This window comes from Streptococcus devriesei DSM 19639 (genome assembly GCF_000423725.1).
GTDB lineage: Bacteria > Bacillota > Bacilli > Lactobacillales > Streptococcaceae > Streptococcus > Streptococcus devriesei.
Genome location: NZ_KE384084.1, coordinates 583880 through 599661, shown reverse-complemented (window position 1 = coordinate 599661; position 15782 = coordinate 583880). Strand labels below are relative to the sequence as shown.

Sequence of the window (15782 nt, the reverse complement as noted above, 5' to 3'; positions counted from 1 at the left end):
CTTCAGAAAAAAAGATAGAGACATACATATAAAATGCTTGCATTTTCAGTGTAATTTGTTAAAATAATAAGGTAAAGTTAGACTGTATTGCCTACCGTCTATCTATAAAATATATTTTATTGGAGGCTTTTCCCAAAATGGCAAAAGAAAAATACGATCGTAGTAAACCACACGTTAACATTGGTACTATCGGACACGTTGACCATGGTAAAACTACTTTGACAGCTGCAATCACAACAGTTCTTGCACGTCGTCTTCCCAGCGCAGTAAATCAACCTAAAGATTACTCATCAATCGATGCTGCTCCAGAAGAACGCGAACGCGGTATCACAATCAATACTGCACACGTTGAGTATGAAACAGCTAAACGCCACTATGCTCACATCGACGCTCCAGGACACGCGGACTATGTTAAAAACATGATCACTGGTGCCGCTCAAATGGACGGAGCTATCCTTGTAGTAGCATCTACTGACGGACCAATGCCGCAAACTCGTGAACACATCTTGCTTTCACGTCAAGTTGGTGTTAAATACCTTATCGTCTTCATGAACAAAGTTGACTTGGTTGATGATGAAGAATTGCTTGAATTGGTTGAAATGGAAATCCGTGACCTTCTTTCAGAATACGATTTCCCAGGTGATGACATTCCAGTTATCCAAGGTTCAGCTCTTAAAGCTCTTGAAGGTGATACTGAACAAGAAGATGTTATCATGAAACTTATGGATACTGTTGATGAATACATTCCAGATCCAGAACGTGATACTGATAAACCATTGCTTCTTCCAGTCGAAGACGTGTTCTCAATTACCGGACGCGGTACTGTTGCTTCAGGACGTATCGACCGTGGTACTGTTAAAGTCAATGATGAAGTTGAAATCGTTGGTATCCGTGACGAAATTCAAAAAGCTGTTGTTACTGGTGTTGAAATGTTCCGTAAACAGCTTGATGAAGGTCTTGCCGGTGATAACGTCGGTGTACTTCTTCGTGGTATCCAACGTGATGAAATCGAACGTGGTCAAGTTCTTGCTAAACCAGGTTCAATTCATCCACATACTAAATTCAAGGGTGAAGTTTACATCCTTACTAAAGAAGAAGGCGGACGTCATACTCCATTCTTCAACAACTACCGTCCACAGTTCTACTTCCGTACAACTGACGTAACTGGTTCAATCGAATTGCCAGCAGGTACTGAAATGGTTATGCCTGGTGATAACGTTACTATCGACGTTGAATTGATCCACCCAATCGCCGTTGAACAAGGTACTACTTTCTCTATCCGTGAAGGTGGACGTACTGTTGGTTCAGGTATCGTTTCAGAAATCGAAGCTTAATCAAAAGCAATTAAGTTTTCCCAGATAACAATTTAAGTCAGACAACTTATCTTGTAAAAGAGTCTCGTAGGAGACTCTTTTTTTGGTGTTCTTAATAGACAGCAGCAGTCAAGAGTTTTGTAAAATACTTTCTTAATCTTTCAATCACCCTGAATTTATGGTAAAATAGACAATGTAAATAAAAAATGGAAGAGGTATGTGAAATGTCACGTAAACCAATTATTGCCGGAAACTGGAAAATGAACAAGACAGCTGCTGAAGCTCGTGAATTTGTTGATGCTGTTAAAAACAATATTCCTTCAAATGAGCTTGTTGATACCGTTGTCGGTGCACCTGCATTGTTCCTTGAAGGGATGAAAAAAGGTGTCAGAGACACTGAATTGCAAGTAGCTGCTCAAAACTGCTACTGGGAAGATTTCGGTGCTTTCACCGGTGAAACAAGTCCGGCAGCTCTTGAAGCTCTCGGTGTAGAATATGTTATCATCGGTCACTCAGAACGCCGTGAGTACTTCCATGAAACAGATGAAGAAATCAACAAAAAAGCTCATGCTATCTTCAACCATAACATGACTCCAATCCTTTGCTGCGGTGAGTCTCTCGAAACCTATGAAGCTGGTAAGACAGCTGAATGGATTGAAGGTCAAATTACAGCTGACCTTAAAGATTTGACTGCTGAGCAAGTGTCTAACTTGGTTATCGCTTACGAACCAATCTGGGCTATCGGTACTGGTAAATCAGCTGACGCTAACATTGCTGATGAAATCTGCGGTGTTGTTCGTGCAACTGTCGAAAAACTTTACGGCAAAGAAGTAGCTGAGGCTGTTCGTATCCAATACGGCGGTTCTGTAAAACCTGAAAACGTTGCAGAATACATGGCAAAAGAAAACGTTGACGGAGCTCTTGTCGGCGGTGCATCTCTGCAGGCTGACAGTTTCCTTGCTCTTCTTGACTTTGTAAAATAAGCTTTGATTAAATTCGTTAATCTAAAAAACAGCTTCAAGGAGCTGTTTTTTTAATATAGAAAAGCGGACTTTGCACTGATGCTTTTTCTCATCAAACTTAAAAAAATGGGGTCAAGTACACCTCTCAAGAGCGTACTTGGCTCCATTTTTTATCGTCTTAAGATTTTTTTGATTGTGTTTAAGATCTTATATTTCAGCGGTTTTGGATAGTAGCGAAAAGTTCCCATCTTACGGACGATGTAGCCGTTGAAATTCTGTTTAAATCGCAGGACACCGTCAGAACCGTCAAAAATTCCCATAATACCTAAAAGGTTATAGAAGGTGATACCGCGTTTAAGAGCTTCCAGCATGACGTGTTCCTGCAGAAGTGCAGGAGCATAAAATTTATTAAATTCCGGATAAGATCCTGAAAAGAGGTAGACCGCTTCCTGAGGAGTGTAGACAAAGAGGCTGCCGGCTAGAATAACATCTTCATCGCCATACTTATCAAGAAGTTCCTGAGCTTCTTTTTTGCGGGTTGTGAAGGTGTCAAATTGACTGGAGAATTCACGCAGCTGATTGTGCTTTTTCTCGGAGTGAGGATTTTTTTCAAGGTCAGCCTTGAGCTTAGCTATTTTGGTTCCTAATTTATCTTGACTTTGCTGGAGATGGTCAAAGTAGTCTTGAAAATTAAGACTGGCCACCATGAATTCAGCCTGATCGCCAAAACTGTCATAGAAGTCCTGATAGTAGCTCAGCTCCTTATCTGTGTAGTCGCGGCGATCAGAGGTGGCAGAAGTGATGTCCTTAAAGAGGTGGAGCTCCTCACGCTTTAATTTTCGAAGTTTGGTACCGAAAGTCTTAGCTTTTTTGACTAAGGGGCGTCCCTTTTTGCTGAAGGATTTGAGGAGGGTCTGTTCACTTAGACCTGATAAATCTTTGACATAGTGCCAGTTGCCTTCACCGCCGGGATAGCCTGTCTGAAGTCCGTCAAAATCATAGCCAAGGTCAGTTAGTTGCGTGATGAGTTCTTTTTTCTCAGCTTCTGTTGCCTGGCCGTTGCTGTCGAAACTTTGATAGGTATCATAGGGTTTGATGAGGAACTCTAAAGCACCTCTTTTTTTGACATAATCTTTTAAATCTCGGTAAAAATCACTCAGATGGTCATGAGCAGTGATGACAGGACCGCAGTTAATTTCAAAATAACGGCCGCCGGTCATGGGCATGCTGTATAAAATAGCAGAGATTTCAATGTTTTCCTGCTCTTTCCAGGCGATATAGTCAATATCATAGCCTCTTTTAGCAAGAAGCTCAGCCATTTCCAAGGTCTGCATGAACGATTTTTGCTGGGCTTGTTGAATATGGTCTGCAAATTCATCTTTTGAAATGCTTTGTAAGGACATCAGTGCTTGCTCCTTCGTTTTTTGCGCAGTGTATAGGCAGCATTAGCTAATTTATAGAGAGGACTGACCGGTAAATTAAACTCACCGATAAACTCCTCAATTTCAGGTTTGAATTTTGACTTGAAACTGTACAGTCCGCCGGAGAGGTCGTTTTCGATACCGCCCATGTTCTGCCAGTCATTGCCTCTTTCAAAGGCATGCTGGGCAGTTGAAAACCAAGTGTAGATAGCTGCCTGATAGCGGCGGAAGGTTTCATCCATGCCGGCATAGACATTTTCAGAAGTACCGCCGAATTCAAGAGACAGGGTGCCGGACAGCGGAACCCTGTCCTTACCATCCTTTAATTGCTCTTTCAAGAAAGCTGTCTCATCTGCTAAACGCTCGATTTCTTTTTTGGTATTTTCAACCTTGCCGGGCTTAACCTTGTCACCATAATTGGCTAGGGTCTGCTCAGCCTTGTTCTTTTGGTCTTCCAGCTCGTTTAGACGCTCTTTTAGATCCAGTGTTGCTAAGGTAATGTAAGACTGGTTGGGGTAGGTGTCCAGAAGCTTTTTATAGTAGTCAATTCCTCTGAGGTGGATACTTTTGCGGTCTTCCGTTTTTTTCATAAGAAAGGCAAAGTCTTCCAAAAGGTCATAATCGCCGAACTGGATGGCAACCCCTTTATTTTTGGCCGTGCGAATAGACTGGCGGATTTTTTTGGACAGATTGCTCTCAGCAAAATCTTTGGCATAGATATTGGCCTGAAAGCGCGGCTGAATGGTCTCTCCCATATCAGCTGTCTGTCCCAGCCACTCACAGCCCAGTTTTTCAAGATTTTTGATAATACCCTGAGCCTGAGGATTGCTGACAGGCTCTTCATCAACAGGATGATGATTCAGCAAAATAAAAGGATCAAACTTGATAAAAAGAGCCCGCTTAGTTTTAGCGTATTTTTTCAGGGAGCTTAATACAAAGCTCAGCAATGCCGTGTCCTCATAGTCCATAATCGGTCCGCGGGGGATGTAAAGCATGGACATGCCCATGGGCAAAGGCTTGATGAGGATAGCAGCAGCAGATAGAAGTTTACCGTCTTCGTAAAAACCGATGCGCTCGCTTTTCCAGTTATCTTTAACATGGGCCCAGCTGGCACTTTGCAGCAAGTTAGTCTGCGGGCTCTCCTGAACAAAACGGTCATGTTCTTCAGCCGGGATACCGATTTTATAAGTGTACATTAGTTTAAAACCCACTCTCTAAGGGCGTAGGCAACGCCGCTTTCGTTATTTGATTTAGTGATATACTTAGCTATTTTTTTAAGTTCAGGGATACCATTTTCCATAACAACAGGGTTACCAACAGCTTCAAGCATGGGGCGGTCATTTTCTTCATCACCGATTGCCATGGTTTCATCTTTGCTGAGCCCCAGTTTTTGTGCTAATTGATTGACAGCAGTTCCCTTGCTGACCTTTTTATTCATAAATTCTAAGTAAAAAGGACGTGATTTAACGATGGTATAATGCTGGTAAAAGCTGGCCGGAATCTTGGCAATGGCTGCGGCTAAAACATCAGGCTCATCAATCATCATGATTTTGACAATTTCTTTGTCAGTCATCTCTTCAGGCGTACGGTAATAGACCGGCATATTGACCAAGCTGGCCTCACGGACAGTATATTTGCCGATATTGCGGTTGGCTGTATAGATGCCTTCTTTGGTGATAGCATGCATGTGTACGCCTAATTTACGGCTGAGCAGCTCAATATCAAGATAGTCCTCATAAGCCAGAGGTTCTTTGACCAAAACCTCACCTGTAGTCGTATCCTGTACCAAACCGCCGTTAAAGGTAATAACGTAATCGCCTTGGTTTCTGAGATTGAGTTCTTCTAAAAGTCCTGTGACACCGGCGATAGGACGGCCGGTAGCGATAACAATTTTGACCCCTTTTTTCTTAGCGTCCTGAATGGCTGAAAAGACCTCCGGTGTCACTTCTTGTTTGTTATTAAGCAGGGTGCCGTCAATATCAACAGCAACTAATTTAATTGACATAAGTTTTCCTAATTTCTAAATACAATTTCTACAGACTATCTTACTAAAAATCACGCTTTTTGTCATGCTGATGAGAAGAATTAATCTTCAGGATGGACAAGAAAAAACAGACACCGCTGGCTTTATCTGTTTAAACTGGCAGCAAAGTGTAAGGGAAGCGAAAGCTTTCGGCTAGTTTGGTCTGTCAGGTATGGTCAGGTGCTTGTTTTTGATGTAGCTGGCAAAGGTTTCTTTGGCTTCGGCAAACAAATCATCTTTGATCAGCATCTCTTTTGGGAAATAGAAGCGCCGATCACCGTGTATTGTCCCCGACAGGGTACGAACAAGCGGAGACAGCGTTGACAGCTCGGCAATGGATCCGTCTTCCTGCAGCATTTCAATTTGGGTCCGTGGATTTTTGACATCCGGCTTGTAAACATCATAAGGCAGATCAAAATTAAGGTGGACGGCAGTGTAGTAATCGGGATCAAAACCAAGTGAGCGGACAATGTTTCTCAGTTTATCCAGTTCAGACAGCTTGTCCTCATCAAAAGTAATGGATTTGAAGACCTTGCGATTAACAAAGCGGCCGGCCAGATCGGCCAAGATCTTATCACCGCTGTTCATCCAGGTCTGAAAATAAGTGTTCATAACGCCGTCATCCAAGCTGAGGTAGTCCTCCAGAGTAACGGTATTTTCAAAAAAAGGAACGAGATGGGGCGATGTGATAGTAAAGAATTCTTTTTCTCTCGGATAGAGATATTTAGCGCGCTTGAGGAGATTTTGCAGCAGCACTTCCATAGCTCGGCTGGCCGGATGAAAGTAAACCTGCATATACATCTGGTAACGGCTGATGATGTAATCTTCAACAGCGTGCATGCCGTCTCTTGAAAAGGCAATACCATTTTCCATCGGCCGGATAACCCGCAGGATTCGGGTCAAATCAAAGGCACCGTAACTGGCACCGGTAAAGTAGGAATCCCGCAGTAAATAATCCATACGGTCAACATCAATTTGACTGGAAATCAGCTGCTCTACCTGTTTATTCGGGTAGGTGTGGTTGATAACACTGGCCACCTTATCAGGAAAATCAAGGGAAACACCACGTAAAATATGGTTGATTTCTGTTTCCGGACTCAATATAATCTGCTGGGTAATGGCTTCGTGATCGGTGTCAAAAAGTCTTTCAAAGGTATGCGAATAAGCCCCGTGGCCAATATCATGAAGAAGGGCCGCCGTCATGGTCAAGAGCGATTCACCCTTATCCCAGGTCTCAGGATATTTCTTGTCAAAAATATTCGTGACGCGTCTGGCCAGATAATAAACTCCCAGACAATGCGAAAAACGGCTGTGTTCGGCACCGTGGAAAGTAAAGCTGGAAGAACCGAGCTGTTTGATGCGGCGCAGCCGTTGAAATTCTTTGCTGTTGATGAGATCATAAATGACCTCGTCTTCGACAGGAATATAATTATGAACAGGATCGCGAAATACTTTTTCATTCATACTTCCATTATAACAAAAATTGTTTAGAATGCCTGTTTTCTGGGTATCAGCAATAGAAAAAATTTCTTTTTGTATTTACGGATTTCTCAATTTGCATTATAATGAATGAATGACAAACAATTTAATACTGCATGTCATTCAGCTGCTCCTGTTTACCCTGATTATCGGAATTATGGGAACTATTTTATTACATGCCAAAAAACATCGAATTAATTTAAAAGAGAAATTTTTAACAGGCTTTTGGATTGGCTATCTGACTGATCTTCTTGATACTTTGGGAATCGGTACCTTTGCTACGACAACAACTCTGTTTAAAGCAACAAAATTAGTCGAAGACGACCGACAAATACCAGCCACCATGTCAACGGCTCATGTGATCCCTGTTTTGGTAGAGGCACTTTGTTTTGTAACGATTGTCAAGGTCGATATTACAACGTTGGTCTGTATGGCTGCAGCTTCCTTTACCGGCGCCTTTGTTGGCAGCCGTATTACCAAAAACTGGAATACCCGGCAGGTACAGCGTGTGCTGGGGATTCTGCTGATTATTGCGGCTTTGGTGATGGTCTACCGGATGCTGACTAATCCGGGAGCCGGCATCTCATCTGATGTCCGCGGTTTAACAGGTATCTGGCTTCTGGTGGGGATTATCTTTGACTTTGTCATCGGTATGCTGATGACTATGGGTCTTGGCAACTATGCGCCCGAGCTGATTTTCTTTTCGTTAATGGGAATCAACCCTTCCATTGCTCTGCCGGTGATGATGCTGGATGCGGCGATGATTCTGACTGCCAGTTCCTTAGAGTTCATCAAGTCTGACCGCGTGCATTGGCCGGGAACACTGGGAATTATTATAGGCGGAATTCTCGGCGTTTTGACCGCAGCCTTTTTCCTCAGCAGCTTAGATATTAATAATCTTAAGGTTCTGGTTATTTTCATTGCTCTGTTTACCGGGGGAACCCTGCTGCGCTCTTCCATTATCAAAAGATAAGCTGGCAAAAAAGCAATGAAAGAAAGTCAAAAGATAGGAGACAGTATGCAGCTTCATTTACGAAATGAAATTGATTTGGACGGTGACATTGAAGTCATTGAAGAGTCTTATCCTGTTGATGTGACAGAAAAAAATGGCTTTCATTACTTGGTATTTGTTAATGAAGAAGATGAAAAAGTCATCATCAAGTGCAGTGACGAAGAACTTGTCATGACCCGTTTTTCAAGTCCTAAGTCCGTCATGCGTTTTCATAAAGACAAGAGGGCACTGGTCAGCCTGCCTACTCCTATGGGAGTTCAGCACTTTGTCACAGAAACCAGTCTATTTAGAATGGATCAAACCCAGCAGTCTATCCGGATTGATTATGTATTGAAAGATCAAGACCCAGAGTCGCAAGCCGTTTTTGCTGAGTATCAGCTGGAATTGAAATGGTATTAGAAAAACGCTGCTCTGAGTTCATTTATTAGAGAGAAAAAAGAGAAGCAGACGCTGTTTACAACCCAACTTCAGGTGAAGGTGTTAAAAAATGAAAAGATTTGACTTTCTTAAATCTGCTGAAATAAAACGTTTTTATTTTTTTAAATATTGAAAAGGCTTTTATTTATGGTATAATGAAAGTTATCAAGGGAGTAGCTAGCGGTTTTGCCGTGATGTTGTCGTCAATCCGAAACTGTTTTCCGGCAACATATTAAATAGCGAGACTTGTTTATCAAATAAACAGGTCTTTTTCTTTTAAAGACCGAGAAGGAGAAATATTTTGCCGAAAGAACAAAGAAAAGAAGCTTTCTATGTCCAAGACGAAAAAGCTGTCTTATCCAGTTTGGAGACCTCTAAAAAAGGTCTGACAACTGCCGAGGCTAAACAGCGTCTGGCTGACTACGGCCACAATGAATTGGATGAGGATGAAAAGCGTTCAATATTCGCTAAGTTCCTTGACCAATTCAAAGACTTAATGATTATCATTTTGCTTGTGGCTGCTGTGCTTTCAGTAATCACTGAAGGGATGGAGGGTCTGACAGATGCTGTTATTATTCTTGTCGTTGTTGTCCTCAATGCAGCCTTTGGGGTGTATCAAGAAGGGCAGGCAGAGGCAGCTATTGAAGCTCTCAAATCAATGTCCAGTCCTTTGGCACGTGTCCGCCGTGACGGGCATGTGACTGAGGTTGATTCTAAAGAATTGGTTCCCGGAGATGTCGTCCTGCTGGAAGCAGGAGATGTTGTACCGGCTGATATGCGGCTGCTGGAAGCAGCTTCGCTGAAGATCGAAGAAGCAGCTCTAACGGGTGAATCTGTTCCTGTTGAAAAAGATTTGGCAGTTGAAATTGCTGAAGATGCTGGAATTGGTGACCGTTTAAACATGGCCTATCAAAATTCCAATGTGACTTATGGCCGTGGTATGGGTGTAGTTACCAATACTGGGATGTATACCGAAGTTGGTCACATTGCAGGTATGCTGGCAAATGCAGATGAAACAGACACACCGCTGAAACAAAACCTCAATCAGCTTTCCAAAGTTTTGACTTATTTGGTTGTGGCGATTGCAGTTATTACCTTTGTTGTCGGTGTCTTTGTCCGTCATGAACCGCCTCTTAAGGGCTTGATGACTGCGGTTGCTTTGGCCGTGGCGGCTATTCCTGAAGGCCTTCCGGCGATTGTTACTGTTGTGCTTTCTCTGGGCACTCAGACGCTGGCTAAACGCAAGTCTATTGTGCGTAAACTCCCAGCCGTTGAGACTCTCGGATCAACTGAAATCATTGCTTCAGATAAGACCGGTACGCTGACCATGAACCAAATGACTGTTGAAAAGCTTTACTACAGCGGTCAGCTGGTCGATGCCAATGATGATATTGATACTGACAATATGGCACTGCGGGTCATGAATTTTGCCAATGACAGCAAACTCGATGTCAATGGGAAATTACTGGGCGACCCTACCGAAACCGCTCTTGTGCAGTACGGTTTGGATCATAATTTTGATATTCGCGATGTTCTCAAAGCTGAGCCGCGTGTGGCAGAACTGCCCTTTGATTCTGACCGCAAACTGATGTCAACTATTCATAAAATAGATCAAAGCAAGTACCTCATTGCGGTAAAAGGAGCGCCTGATCAGCTTCTTAAACGCATCACACAGATTGAGGAAAACGGAACAGTTCGTCCAATTACTGAAGACGACAAAAAGACCATTCTTGCAACCAACAAATCGCTTGCTAAACAAGCTCTCCGCGTTCTCATGATGGCCTATAAGTACGATGATCAGATTCCGACTTTGGAAACAGAAATTGTTGAAAACAATCTGATTTTTGCAGGTTTGGTGGGAATGATTGACCCGGAACGTCCGGAAGCTGCAGACGCTGTTCGTGTAGCCAAGGAAGCCGGCATTCGCCCGATTATGATTACCGGAGATCACCAAGATACAGCAGAAGCAATTGCTAAACGTCTGGGTATCATTGATGATGACGGCGTTGACCATGTATTTACAGGTGCAGAACTCAATGAGATTTCTGACGAGGACTTCCAAAAGGTCTTCAAGCAATACTCTGTTTATGCGCGTGTTTCGCCGGAACACAAGGTTCGTATTGTCAAGGCTTGGCAAAATGAAGGCAAGGTTGTTGCCATGACGGGTGACGGGGTTAATGATGCGCCGTCTCTGAAGACAGCTGATATTGGTATTGGTATGGGAATTACCGGTACGGAAGTGTCTAAAGGTGCTTCTGACATGGTTCTTGCCGATGATAACTTCGCAACGATTATCGTTGCTGTGGAAGAAGGTCGCAAGGTCTTCTCCAACATCCAAAAATCTATCCAATACTTGCTGTCAGCTAATATGGCCGAAGTCTTCACCATCTTCTTTGCTACGCTGTTTGGCTGGGATGTACTTGAACCTGTTCACTTGCTGTGGATTAATCTGGTAACTGATACACTGCCAGCTATTGCGCTTGGGGTTGAACCTGCTGAGCCCGGTGTCATGAAACATAAGCCGCGCGGGCGCAAATCAAGTTTCTTCTCAGGCGGCGTTATGGGAGCCATTATTTATCAAGGTCTCCTGCAAACCTTGCTGGTACTTGGTGTCTACGGATGGTCTCTGCTTTATCCGGAACATTCAGCCATGCGGGATATCCATGAAGATGCCTTAACGATGGCCTTTGCTACTTTGGGCTTAATCCAGCTTGTTCATGCTTATAATGTCAAGTCTGTTTACCAGTCTGTCTTTAAGGTCGGACTTTTCCGCAATAAGCTCTTCAACTGGTCCATTCCTTTGGCCTTCATTATCCTCATGGTTACCATCGTTGTTCCGGGCTTCAATAAGTTCTTCCACGTAGCACATTTAAGTGTTACTCAGTGGCTGGCTGTTATTACCGGAAGCCTGCTCATGCTGGTTATTGTTGAAATAGTCAAAGCTGTTCAGCGGGCATTGGGACAAGATCAAAAAGCTATTTAAACGTTGGGCGTCTAAAGTCCATTTAAGGAAAGCTGCAGTGCTTTCCTTTTTATCTGGCCGTAGTTTAAAGAATTCTAATCAGACTATCACTTTTAGGCTGAATAAGTGTTCTCGGCAAAAATTTATGGTAAAATAGGGATACTTTTATGTAATTTAGAAAGAAAGCAATGACTCAAATTTTTGCTCATAGAGGAAGTAAATCCAACCGTCCGGAAAACACTCTGGCTGCTTTTGCTGAGGCGGTGCATGTCGGCAGCGACGGTATTGAACTCGATGTTCACCGAACCAAAGATAATCAGCTGGTTGTTATTCATGATGAAACGGTTAACCGTACCACAAACGGCTTTGGCCTTGTGCGGCATTTAACGTTGCAGCAAATTAAAATGTTTGATGCCGGATCTTGGTTTCATCCGTCTTATTTTCGTGAGAAGATAGCAACTCTGGAAGAGGTTTTACAATTTTTAGAGGAGCAGCATTTTACAGGTGTTTTAAATATCGAGCTGAAAACTAACAGGTATCCTTATCCTAAAATTGAAAAGCAGATTGCGGAGTTGATGCTTGCTAAAAAACGTTCTTTTTCCCACATGTATTCCAGTTTCAACTTTTTTAGCCTGTTTTTAATGAAAAAGCACGATCCCAAGGCTGAACGAGCTTTTTTGGTAAAACTGAAACCTTTTTATTACTGGCTGGGCAGGCATTTAAAGTTTATTGAGACTGTGCACTGCCACCGATCCTTCTTTTTGGGCAGTAAGCCCCAAAAGGGAACACAAAAACCGCTCAGGCTCTGGACTGTCAATAAAAGCAGTGATATGAAAAAGGCTTATTTGGCTAATGTCAGGGGCATCATCACTGATAAGCCGGAAGAAGCAGTTAAAGTCAGAAAATCCCTGTCAATGTGAAAAAAGATAACAGCTAAGACAAATTAAAAAAAGAAGCTGAGACATCTTAATGCCTCAGCTTCTTTTTGGTAACTGCAGGTGCCTTAATCAGACAATTTGGCTGCTATCGGTTTTAAAGTTCAAATATAGTCATGGAATGAAGAAATTCTTCAGCCAAGTGTTTGTTTTTATACTCTTGAAAAGCTGGCAGATGCTTGACTGCGTTGTAGCGTTTGCTGAGATTCCAGCTGCCGCTGGGATTGTATTCAGGGTGCTGATTGACAAAATCAATGGTCAAATCCCATTCCCGGATATAGCCGAGAGGCCTTGAATGGTAAGTGACACCATCGAGAGAGACATCGCCGAAGCTCCTGTGAGCATGACCAAAAGTAACGTCCTTGATCTGGTGCTGAACAAAAAGGTCATGGAATTTCTGGCTGCCCAAAAAAGCATTAAACGGTGCAAAGCGCGGATGCGTCATAATAAAATGCTGATGAGGAACAAAATGCATGGCAACAATCAGCTTTTGATCTTGTAAAGAAGTCAAGGTTTGATTCAGCTTTGTCAATGATTCCTGAGCAATAGCGGGGTCGTTTTTTAAACGCTGCAAGCGCCGGTCGAACCAAAAGATTTTTTTCAGACGTTCGATTTTAGCAGGATCTTGGGCAGAAAAGGAATAATCATACCAAGCGTGAAGAGCCAGCAAAGACGCCTCACCTACCTGATGCGTCTGGAAATCAAAGGCTTGAATGCGGCGCTCATCTAAATCCAGCATGTCATGATTGCCCAGATTGTAGGTGACTGTCAGATCCTTCTGCAATTCGTCAATAAAAGGAAGGGTGTGGCTGTAAAAATGATTGGAAATATCTCCTGCCAGATGAAGATGGTCAATATGCTGTGCCTGCAGCAATTGTTTCAGAGTTTCTATCTCAAAAGCTCCAAAATGATTGAGATCAATATGGAGATCGCTCATAATAGCAAGTTTTGTCATAAGAGTATTGTACCATGATTTTCCAGAAAGAGAGGGACAGAAAGATTGAGATGGCAGCTTTTTGCAAGAATGATAACGAAGATACTATGATTCCAACAAAAATAGTCACGATTGCAGAAATTCTTGCAAGAAATTGTTTGATACAAAAAATTTCCCAAGAGATGAAAGACTTTGTTATTTTGTTTTTGCAAGAGGCGTTCTACAATAGACTATAGAGAAAGGAGGCGCTTACAGGATGAATCAAAGAAGCAAGGAAATTTTACATTTTCTCATTGATAAGAATCATAGTTCACTGCAAGAATTATCTGAAATGCATGATGTTTCAGAGCGGACAATCAGAAATGATATTGCCAGTTTGAATGACTATCTGCGAAATTTATCATTTGGAAATGTCACCGTTAAAAATAAGCAAATAACGTTGCATCTGGATGTTAGTAAAAAACGTATTTGCGATGATATCAATAAGTTTGATGTTTATGAGTATAAATTCAGCAGCAATGAAAGAAGTTTGATTTGCTTACTTATTTTGTTAGGAAGTCATGGTTATGTGACGCTAAGCCAATTATCTGAAAAGCTGCTTGCCAGCCGATCAACCATAGTCAATGATGTCAAGTCTATGCGAAAGTTAGCCTCTAAACATCATTTAGAAATTATTTCCAAGGCCAACAAGGGATATAAAGTTGACGCCAAGGAGGAAGACAGCCGCTCGTTTATTTACAGTGTTATCAGTCAGGATAATTTTACAACTTTAGAACCTGTCATTTTTGAAGAAGGCTATTATCAGGAGATCAATCTTCCTCTTTTGCAAAAAATTGTAACGGTCAGCCGTGAGCAGCTGAAGCTGTCCGAGAAAAATCTCAACAGTCTCTTAACCTATTCTATTATTTGCAGCTACCGGCATTATAAGGGATTTACTCTGACAGCGGACTTTTCTTGTCCGGCCCGTCTGCTTGAGGTATTTCAAAAGCTTTTATCGGAGTACCGCTATCCTTATTTGGATGCAAAAGATATTGCCTTTATTTTCAATCAGATTTTAGAAGGGACACCTCATCAGATACTCGATGCAGAGATCAATAAGGAAACCCTCAGCATTCAAGTGATTGCCATGGCTTTTATTGAAAAAATATCTAAGGATTTGCAGATTGATTTTAAGGACGATTATATTTTTTATGAAAATTTCTCAGCACATTTGCTGAGAATGATGCGCAAGGAAATAATAGAGGGTGATCCTTTAGATATCAGTGATGTTATTAAAAGCAACCCAAGAATCAAACAGGTTATTTTAGATAATCTTTATATCATTGAAAAAAATGTTGGGCGTAAGGCGTCCCCGGTTGAAATTGATTATATTATCATCTATGTTTATGCAGCTATTGAGCGTAAAAAACGGCTTGGCAGCAATTTAAGGGTCGCTGTTCTTACTGAGCAAAAGGCAACAGAAGCCTTCTTTATTGAAAGCAAGCTGTTAAATCAGTTTTCATTTAGCTTAGACATTTATTCTATTGATGATACGATTCAAGGCAAATATGACCTGATCTTAACGACAACGCCAGTTCCCAACAAGGCCTATATTCAAATTTCCCCTTATATTTCTGATGAAGATTATCTTTTGATTGCCAATCATATTAACCGTATTGTGAAAGACAAGGAATTCAGTCAGCTGACTTTTGACAAAGAAACTGCTTCACAGATCTATCAAATGGTGGCAGAAGAGGTTGACAGTCCCTTTAAAGATAAACAAGAGTTGAAAAGACGGATTAAAGCTAAGATTTTCACACATATCAGCCATACAGCAATGAAGTCTGACACAGCACTTTATGAATTTTTAACACCTGATCGCATTGAGCTGGATGTCGAAGTGGTTGACTGGCAGGATTCTATCTACAAGGTAGGTGAGCAGTTGATCGCCAGAGGGGATATTACTGAGGACTATTTAAAAGTAGTTATCAGCAATATCAAGGAGAACGGCCCTTATGTGGTTATTTCACCGGGCTTTGCCTTTCCCCATGCACCGTTTGGAGATTATAACAAGAAGACTTCAATGAGTTTGATAAGGCTTAAAAATACTATTTATTTTGATGACGAGGAGCATGATAATCCCAGAGATATTGCTACTATGCCGGTCAAATATGTCTGTATGCTGTCTATTACTGACAGACGTAAGCATCTCAGGGCAATTTTCAACCTTTTTAATCTTTTAAAGGATAAAGACTTTAGAGAAAAAATGGATTCTTGCCATACAGCACAAGAAATCCATAATCTCATTTATGAAAGGGAAAGACTGCTGGAGTTAAGGAGGTAAT

General features: G+C 42.0%; 12 protein-coding genes. 7 read left to right on the top strand and 5 right to left on the bottom strand.

The window, feature by feature from the left end; genetic code table 11:
- The first annotated feature begins 137 nt into the window (after positions 1–137).
- Together tuf and tpiA are read left to right on the top strand one after the other, a co-directional pair.
- Entirely contained in the window at positions 138–1334 is a 1197-nt protein-coding gene (gene tuf, locus G573_RS0109015) for an elongation factor Tu (protein ID WP_027976424.1), read from the top strand.
- 203 nt (positions 1335–1537) lie between these two features.
- Positions 1538–2296: a triose-phosphate isomerase gene (gene tpiA, locus G573_RS0109010; protein ID WP_027976423.1), complete on the top strand. Its 759-nt coding sequence runs from the start codon at positions 1538–1540 to the stop codon at positions 2294–2296.
- Between the two features lie 149 nt (positions 2297–2445).
- Here tpiA and G573_RS0109005 read toward each other — a convergent pair whose 3' ends face one another.
- The 4 genes from G573_RS0109005 to G573_RS0108990 all read right to left on the bottom strand — a co-directional run bounded on the left by G573_RS0109005 (position 2446) and on the right by G573_RS0108990 (position 7183).
- Positions 2446–3678, bottom strand: a complete 1233-nt coding sequence (locus tag G573_RS0109005; protein WP_027976422.1) for an aminoacyltransferase — start codon at positions 3676–3678, stop codon at positions 2446–2448.
- Positions 3678–4892, bottom strand: a complete 1215-nt coding sequence (locus G573_RS0109000; RefSeq protein WP_027976421.1) for an aminoacyltransferase — start codon at positions 4890–4892, stop codon at positions 3678–3680. The genes G573_RS0109005 and G573_RS0109000 overlap by 1 nt, the downstream gene beginning before the upstream one ends.
- Entirely contained in the window at positions 4892–5701 is an 810-nt protein-coding gene (yidA, locus tag G573_RS0108995; RefSeq protein WP_027976420.1) for a sugar-phosphatase, read from the bottom strand. Before yidA ends, G573_RS0109000 begins: the two co-directional genes overlap by 1 nt.
- Before the next feature lie 171 nt (positions 5702–5872).
- Positions 5873–7183 carry an HD domain-containing protein gene (locus G573_RS0108990; protein ID WP_027976419.1) on the bottom strand — a complete coding sequence of 437 codons (1311 nt, stop codon included), beginning with the start codon at positions 7181–7183 and terminating at the stop codon, positions 5873–5875.
- Between the two features lie 109 nt (positions 7184–7292).
- Here G573_RS0108990 and G573_RS0108985 point away from each other — a divergent pair, with 109 nt between their 5' ends.
- From G573_RS0108985 to G573_RS0108970, 4 genes are all read left to right on the top strand, one after another.
- Positions 7293–8171 carry a TSUP family transporter gene (locus G573_RS0108985; RefSeq protein WP_027976418.1) on the top strand — a complete coding sequence of 293 codons (879 nt, stop codon included), beginning with the start codon at positions 7293–7295 and terminating at the stop codon, positions 8169–8171.
- A 45-nt stretch (positions 8172–8216) separates the two neighbouring features.
- Positions 8217–8609 (top strand): YwiB family protein, encoded by a 393-nt coding sequence (locus G573_RS0108980; protein ID WP_027976417.1) that lies wholly within the window; start codon positions 8217–8219, stop codon positions 8607–8609.
- Positions 8610–8928: 319 nt separating this feature from the next.
- Positions 8929–11610, top strand: a complete 2682-nt coding sequence (locus tag G573_RS0108975; RefSeq protein ID WP_027976416.1) for a cation-translocating P-type ATPase — start codon at positions 8929–8931, stop codon at positions 11608–11610.
- Positions 11611–11777: 167 nt separating this feature from the next.
- Entirely contained in the window at positions 11778–12509 is a 732-nt protein-coding gene (locus G573_RS0108970) for a glycerophosphodiester phosphodiesterase (RefSeq protein WP_027976415.1), read from the top strand.
- Between the two features lie 112 nt (positions 12510–12621).
- Here G573_RS0108970 and G573_RS0108965 read toward each other — a convergent pair whose 3' ends face one another.
- Complete coding sequence (locus G573_RS0108965; RefSeq protein ID WP_027976414.1) at positions 12622–13479, bottom strand: metallophosphoesterase; 858 nt, start codon at positions 13477–13479, stop codon at positions 12622–12624.
- 235 nt (positions 13480–13714) lie between these two features.
- On the opposite strand from G573_RS0108965, the gene G573_RS0108955 reads away from it, so the two are divergent.
- Positions 13715–15781 carry a BglG family transcription antiterminator gene (locus tag G573_RS0108955; protein WP_027976412.1) on the top strand — a complete coding sequence of 689 codons (2067 nt, stop codon included), beginning with the start codon at positions 13715–13717 and terminating at the stop codon, positions 15779–15781.
- The last annotated feature ends 1 nt before the right edge of the window (position 15782 follow it).